We start from the raw sequence: 3,763 nt of genomic DNA on the forward strand, positions 1-3,763 counted from the left end.
ATATTTCTCTTTTGATAGATAGAATAGAGGATAATGCAGCAGAAGGGGTTAACAAAATAGGTAAGAAAAGAGAATATTATATAGCTAATCATGTATCATCTAATACCTTGTATATTTGTTCTGATTATAAGTGTGAATCCTTTTTCTGGATAGGTTCTATTAATCCTATCAGGACTAGTAATAAAAATATATATGCATTTAACAAAGAGTGGATAGAGATTTTAAAAAAGCATTCTATTCTTATCTCAAAAGCTAATGAATTTGCAAGATTTGAATATATTAATAGTCAACGCAATTATCTTAGCTCTCAAATGGGTTTTTGAACCTTTTTTCTTACTTCCTAATCCCAATTGGTAAAAGAGTAATTTCTGTAAAGGATGCTCTTTTTTGTTGGAATCATTTTTCTGTATTTTATTGTAAATAATTGTTGTATGCCGTAAATATTATAGTGAAGATGGAATAATTAGGAAATATAAATAGCCTCAAATCCATATGTTTTAATTAAAAATGGTTATAAGCTTAAGCTTATAACCATTTTTAATTGGCTCCTCCTGCTGGGCTCGAACCAGCGACCCTCTGATTAACAGTCAGATGCTCTAACCAACTGAGCTAAGGAGGAATTTTCCTTTGTTTTCAGTGGTGCAAATATAAAATGAATATTGATATCAAGCAAATTTTTTGTATCCCTGATGAATAAATTTTATTCTGACTTCTAAAAGTTGTAATCTTTGACTGAAAACTGTGTTCTTTTATAGTTTAATAAAGGTAGAAATATTTATAGGGTTTGATTTAAGGTTTAGATGAAATTGACCAATAAAAAAAGACTTACGCTTTTGTAAGTCTTTTTTGCTCCTCCTGCTGGGCTCGAACCAGCGACCCTCTGATTAACAGTCAGATGCTCTAACCAACTGAGCTAAGGAGGAATGTCCTTTGTTTTAAGTGGTGCAAATATAGGACGAATATTTATAGCACGCAAATTTTTTTCTTGGAAAATTACAGTTTTCCGGTGAAAATTTTAAATATATCACTTCCGAAAATGAGTAACATCAAGCCTAACAGGAAGATAACCCCAATCATTTGTGCATTTTCTAACACCTTTTGAGGAACAGGTTTTCCTACAATAATCTCATATAAGGTAAATAAAACGTGTCCACCATCCAGTCCCGGAATCGGAATTAAGTTCAAAAATGCTAGCCAAATAGAAAACATGGCGGTAAAACTCCAGAAAGCAGGCCAATTAATACCAATGCTGCCATCTGCTGCTTTATCTACTGGCATTGACTTAACAATAGCAATAGGACCTCCTACATTCTTATATCCCTGAATTTTAGAATTAAACATGATTTTGAACTGTTTTACCTGCATGGTAAGAGCTTCAATCGTTCTCTCGAACCCTCTTGGGATAGATTCTCCGAAAGAATACTTCTTGTCCGTAATTAAATTACCCAGATCTTTGGTATTGATAACTACTCCCAGCTTTCCATTTTGATCAACAGGAACAGACAGCGTTTGAGTAGCATTGTTTCTTAGTATTTCCAAAGAAACTGTTTTTCCTTTATTTTGATCCAATACAGTACTTACTTCATCAAAAAACGGAGTTTTTTGACCGTTTATTCCAATCACTTTATCTCCAACAGCAAGACCTGAACCTTTGGAGCTAGGAGTGGCTAAAGAGTCTATAACCATAGGGATTCTTGGAGTAATATATAATTTAGCTTCTCTCTGTCTGATTACATCTGCAACACCGGCATCATTCACCGGGAAAGAAATCTCCTTTCCGTTTCTTAATACAGTAACGCTATTACTGAAAAGTATATTGATAGCTGAATTTTCCAGTCTTTCTGCCGGTTTCCCGTCTATGCTGATGATCTTGTCACCATTCTGGAATCCCATTTTCTTACCGGCTTCCGTAACTCCGATCCCGTTGTTAAACTTAGTAAGGTCGGTATACATTTCACCATTGAAGAAAGATAAGCAGCTGTAAATAAGCCAGGCAAGAAAAAAGTTGACTGTAACCCCACCGAGCATTATAATCAGTCTCTGCCATGCCGGCTTTGCTCTGAACTCCCACGGCTGAGCAGGCTGTTTAAGCTGTTCGGTGTCCATACTTTCGTCCACCATTCCGGCAATTTTTACATACCCTCCGAACGGAAGCCATCCTATACCATATTCGGTTTCACCGATTTTTTTCTTTACTACAGAGAACCACGGGTCAAAAAATAAGTAGAATTTTTCTACTTTAGTTTTAAACCATTTTGCCGGTAAAAAGTGTCCAAGCTCGTGAAGAACCACCAAGATAGAAATACTTAATATAAATTGAAAGATCTTGATTGCTAATTCCATTAATGTATTTTAGATATTAATTTGCAAAGGTAAGAATTATCAAAACTATGCCAAATAAAAAAGCCTCTCCAAAAGAGAAGCTTTGTCATATATTGTTTTCTGTTTTAGAAATTGAAGGATACTCCAATGCTGCCATTGTTTCCAACTTCTGCAAAAACTCCTACTTTATTGGTAAAATAATAACGTGCTCCAATATGAGCTCCAATGCCGAAATCTTTTCCCAGAACTCCTAAGTCTACCCCAGGATAAATATCCCATTTTTCAGGTAAGTCCAATGCCTCTTTCAAATGGAAGTTAAGCCTCCCGAAGATAAAAACATTATTATCCTTGTCATTGTCCTTATAACCATCAAAATAAGCATTTAATCCCACTCCTATCGAAAGAAGCCTGTTCAGTCCGTAATCATAAGTTCCTGTAACTCCCGTACCATATCCCCAGGCATTAAGCCCCAGCTGTAATTTCTGATCTCCTTTTCCCGTCCAGGCCTGCGCATTTATAGAACTACTGAATAGTACTACCATAAACGCAAAAATTAATTTCTTCATAAATTTCAATTTTGACATTATATTAGAATCCTAAGCAGCAAAAATAACACCGAAATCAATTAAAAAATTGTATTTTTATGGGATATTTGAAAAAAAATTATGATAATTGCGGGATTGAATTTAGATATTGTCTGGAAAGATAAAAATAAAAACTTTCAGTTAATAGAAGAACAACTTGGAAATACTACGGCAGATCTTTTTCTTCTGCCGGAAATGTTTTCTACAGGTTTTTGTATGGATGCAGCAGAAGTATCCGATCAAAATGAAGAATCTTTAGTATTTCTGAAAAAGATGGCTAAAGAAAAGAATGCTGCTTTTGCCGGAAGTTCCCCGGTAGAAGATTCAGGGAAATTCTTTAACCGGATGTATTTCGTTCAGCCTGATGGGCAGTATGCTTACTATGATAAAAGACATCTTTTTACTTTTTCGGGTGAAGACAAAATATATTCACCAGGAAAAAAAAGAGTTATTGTGGAGTATAAAGGAGTACGGTTTTTGTTACAGGTTTGTTATGATCTGAGATTTCCTGTGTTTGCCAGGAATAATGATGATTATGATGCTATATTATATGTTGCTAACTGGCCTGAAAAAAGAGTAGGAGCCTGGGAGCATCTTTTAAAAGCCAGGGCAATTGAAAATTTATCTTATGTATTTGGAGTAAACAGAATAGGAATAGATGGTAATAATCTGCTATACCCTGAAAGCTCACATTTTTTCTTTGGAGATGGTAGGGAGATTTCTGATAAAAAAAGAAACATAACTTCAGGAGAATTGAATATGGAAGAATTACAATCATTCAGAGATCATTTTCAGTTCTTAAATGACAGGGATTATTTTTCCATTCAGTAATAATAAATGTTTTTTAAAGATATAGA

General features: G+C 34.6%; 4 protein-coding genes and 2 tRNA genes. 2 read left to right on the forward strand and 4 right to left on the reverse strand.

The window, feature by feature from the left end; translation table 11 throughout:
• Nucleotides 1–323: hypothetical protein (locus tag Q0A18_RS07015; RefSeq protein WP_292009434.1), on the forward strand; the 323-nt coding region annotated here is incomplete at its 5' end.
• Nucleotides 324–542: 219 nt separating this feature from the next.
• On the opposite strand, the gene Q0A18_RS07020 is transcribed toward Q0A18_RS07015, so the two are convergent.
• The 4 genes from Q0A18_RS07020 to Q0A18_RS07035 form a co-directional block, all read right to left on the reverse strand.
• Nucleotides 543–619 (reverse strand) — tRNA-Asn (locus Q0A18_RS07020).
• Between the two features lie 230 nt (nucleotides 620–849).
• Nucleotides 850–923, reverse strand: a tRNA-Asn gene (locus Q0A18_RS07025).
• Nucleotides 924–993: 70 nt separating this feature from the next.
• Complete coding sequence (gene rseP, locus Q0A18_RS07030; protein WP_292009435.1) at nucleotides 994–2,343, reverse strand: RIP metalloprotease RseP; 1,350 nt, start codon at nucleotides 2,341–2,343, stop codon at nucleotides 994–996.
• A 104-nt stretch (nucleotides 2,344–2,447) separates the two neighbouring features.
• Nucleotides 2,448–2,888 (reverse strand): DUF6646 family protein, encoded by a 441-nt coding sequence (locus Q0A18_RS07035; RefSeq protein ID WP_292009436.1) that lies wholly within the window; start codon nucleotides 2,886–2,888, stop codon nucleotides 2,448–2,450.
• A 99-nt stretch (nucleotides 2,889–2,987) separates the two neighbouring features.
• Between Q0A18_RS07035 and Q0A18_RS07040 the strand changes: the two genes are divergently transcribed.
• A complete protein-coding gene (locus Q0A18_RS07040; protein ID WP_292009437.1) occupies nucleotides 2,988–3,737 on the forward strand; it encodes a nitrilase-related carbon-nitrogen hydrolase in 750 nt (249 codons plus the stop codon).
• Nucleotides 3,738–3,763 lie beyond the last annotated feature (26 nt).

Source organism: Chryseobacterium sp. (assembly GCF_022712095.1).
Taxonomy (GTDB): Bacteria; Bacteroidota; Bacteroidia; order Flavobacteriales; family Weeksellaceae; genus Chryseobacterium.

Excerpts from the sequence above, each read along its gene's own strand:
- rseP (WP_292009435.1), bottom strand. The coding sequence starts at position 2,343 with ATGGAATTAGCAATCAAGATCTTTCAATTTATATTAAGTATTTCTATC.
- Q0A18_RS07035 (WP_292009436.1), bottom strand. The coding sequence starts at position 2,888 with ATGAAGAAATTAATTTTTGCGTTTATGGTAGTACTATTCAGTAGTTCT.
- Q0A18_RS07040 (WP_292009437.1), top strand. The coding sequence starts at position 2,988 with ATGATAATTGCGGGATTGAATTTAGATATTGTCTGGAAAGATAAAAAT.